Origin of the sequence: Caldimonas sp. (assembly GCF_046289365.1) — a bacterium.
GTDB lineage: Bacteria > Pseudomonadota > Gammaproteobacteria > Burkholderiales > Burkholderiaceae_C > Caldimonas.
This window is the reverse complement of sequence record NZ_JBKBVU010000307.1, coordinates 1-2,487: the sequence shown is the minus strand read 5'-3', so window position 1 is coordinate 2,487 and position 2,487 is coordinate 1. Positions and strand designations below refer to the sequence as shown.

The 2,487-nt window shown below is 68.2% G+C and carries 4 protein-coding genes; all 4 read left to right on the top strand.

Going from position 1 to position 2,487, the window contains the following annotated elements:
• Positions 1–640: Asd/ArgC dimerization domain-containing protein (locus ACK42S_RS17400; RefSeq protein ID WP_409710560.1), on the top strand; the 640-nt coding region annotated here is incomplete at its 5' end.
• Positions 641–662: 22 nt separating this feature from the next.
• Positions 663–1,370 carry a DUF6776 family protein gene (locus tag ACK42S_RS17395; RefSeq protein WP_409710557.1) on the top strand — a complete coding sequence of 236 codons (708 nt, stop codon included), beginning with the start codon at positions 663–665 and terminating at the stop codon, positions 1,368–1,370.
• A 146-nt stretch (positions 1,371–1,516) separates the two neighbouring features.
• A complete protein-coding gene (locus ACK42S_RS17390; protein WP_409710554.1) occupies positions 1,517–1,942 on the top strand; it encodes a polymer-forming cytoskeletal protein in 426 nt (141 codons plus the stop codon).
• 38 nt (positions 1,943–1,980) lie between these two features.
• Positions 1,981–2,346 carry an iron-sulfur cluster insertion protein ErpA gene (gene erpA, locus ACK42S_RS17385; RefSeq protein ID WP_409710552.1) on the top strand — a complete coding sequence of 122 codons (366 nt, stop codon included), beginning with the start codon at positions 1,981–1,983 and terminating at the stop codon, positions 2,344–2,346.
• The last annotated feature ends 141 nt before the right edge of the window (positions 2,347–2,487 follow it).

Genomic DNA, 2,487 nt, shown 5'->3' with positions numbered 1-2,487 from the left:
CCGCAAGGCTCGCATCGTCGGCAACCCCGGCTGCTATCCCACCAGCGTCCAGCTCGGCTTTGCGCCGCTGCTCAAGACGCCGGGTCTGGTCGATGCAGCCCACCTGATCGCCAACTGTGCCTCGGGGGTGTCGGGCGCGGGCCGCAAGGCCGAGGTGCACACTTTGCTGGCCGAAGCGTCCGACAACTTCAAGGCCTATGGCGTCAAGGGCCACCGCCACGGGCCCGAGATCAATCAGCAGTTGCGCGTGATCGCCGGCGTGGCCCCGGGCTCCTCCGAGGTGCACTGTGTGTTCGTGCCGCACCTGATCCCGGCCATTCGCGGCATCCACTCCACGCTCTACGCCCGTCTGACGCCCACCGGCCAGCAAACCGACCTGCAGGCCCTGTTCGAGGACCACTACCGCCATGAACCCTTCGTGGACGTGATGCCGGCCGGCTCGGCGCCCGAGACCCGCTCGGTGCGCGCGTCCAACTTCGTGCGCATCGCGGTGCACAAGCCTGCGCCCGACCTGGCCATGGTGCTGGTCGTGGAAGACAACCTCACCAAGGGCGCCTCGGGTCAGGCCGTGCAGTGCATGAACCTGATGTGCGGCCTGGACGAAACCACCGGCCTGCTGCAAGTGCCGGTGCTGCCTTGAACCGCGTCGTCGGAGACCGCGCTTGCGCTGGAAGCTGATCAGGCGGCGGCTGTCGGTCAGTGCCCCGCGCATGATCGTGCGCAGCCATCTGCCCTGGCCGCTGCGCTGGGCCGCCCTGGCGCTGGTGCTGGGCTTTTCCGGCGCCATCGCGCTGTGGGCCTTCGAGTTCGGCAAGGACATCGCCGGGCTTGACCGGGTCGAGCGCGCCGAGCTGGCGCGCCTGCAGGCCGAACTGCGCCAGTTGCGCGAGGAGCGCGACCAGGCCCAGTCGATTGCCAATGCGGCCGAAAGCCTGCTGAAGATGGAGCGCGCCGCCCAGGAACGCCTGGCCGAGCAGATGCGGCAGCTCGAAGCCGAGAACCTGGCCTTGCAGGACGACCTGGGGTTCTTCGAGCGTCTGCTGCCGGCCACCGGCGGGCCGCTGGCGGTGCGGGGTTTGCAGGCCGAGGTTGCCCAGCCCGGGCAGATGCGTTACCAATTGCTCATCATGCAAAACGGCCGCACCCAGCCTGAATTCCGCGGGCTCTACGAGATCCGGCTCGTGGGCACGCTCGACGGCCGGCCGTGGAGCCAGACCCGGGCGGAAGGGGCGCGTGCCGTGGTCGTAAAACATTACAAACGTGTGCAGGGCATCATCGACTTTCCGCCGACGGCCGTGGTACAACAACTCGAAGTCCGCGTGACCGATGCCGACGGCACGGTGCGGGCTCAGCAGACGCTCAAGCTCTGAAGCCGCAGCGCCGCTGGGAACAAGCCCGCGGCGGGCGTGCGTGCCGCAGCCAGGCCAGGGCCGGGCGGGACATCGACATTCGCACGAGCAACCCAGGCGGCACCTTGCCGCTGCCGCCTCGGGTGGCCACCACGTTGGAGAGCACCATGTTCGGACGCAAGAAGCAGCCCCCCATCCGCACCCTCATCGGCGAGGGCACCCGCATCGAAGGGCGCGTCGCCTTCGCCGAGGGGCTGCGCATCGACGGCGAAGTGCTGGGCGACGTTGTGGCCCAGGGCGAGGCGCCGAGTGTGCTGGTCATCAGCGAGAAAGCCCGGGTCCGCGGCAAGGTCAAGGCCGGCCATGTCATCATCAACGGGATCGTCGAGGGCCCCGTGGAGGCCGAAGACCTGCTCGAATTGCAGCCGCGTGCCCGCATCATCGGGCCGGTGCGTTACGAATCCCTGGAGATGCACCAGGGGGCCACGATCGACGGGGAGTTGCACCCGCTCAAGGGCGATGCGCCCGGGCCGGCCGCCGAGTCGGCCGGCAGCGGGGCTGCTGCGTTGAAGCTGGCGTCCAATAACGGATAATCCGGTCACCGGGCCGCGTCGGCCCACCAGGAGTTTGCATGAGTGCCGTCCTTGAAACCCCCACCGCCGAGATGCCCGCCCCGCTGATCTTCACTGACAGCGCTGCCGAGAAGGTCAAGCAGCTCGTCGACGAGGAAGGCAACCCCGACCTGAAGCTGCGCGTGTTCGTGCAGGGGGGCGGTTGTTCGGGCTTCCAGTATGGCTTCACCTTCGACGAGGTCGTCAACGAAGACGATACGCAGATGCAGAAGAACGGCGTCACCCTGCTGATCGATGCGATGAGCCTGCAGTATCTCGTCGGCGCCGAGATCGACTACAAGGAAGACCTGCAGGGTGCCCAGTTCGTGATCAAAAACCCGAACGCCACGACCACCTGCGGCTGCGGTTCGAGCTTCTCGGTCTGAGCCGCTCCTTCTCCGATCCTGTGCGGCGCGCCCTCGGGCGCGCCGTTCGTTTTGGGGGGGCTTCGGGGCTTCAGGCGTGGTGCAGGGCGCCCAGCACGCGCGGACCGGACGCCCCGGTGACGGCGGGCAGGTTGCCCGCTC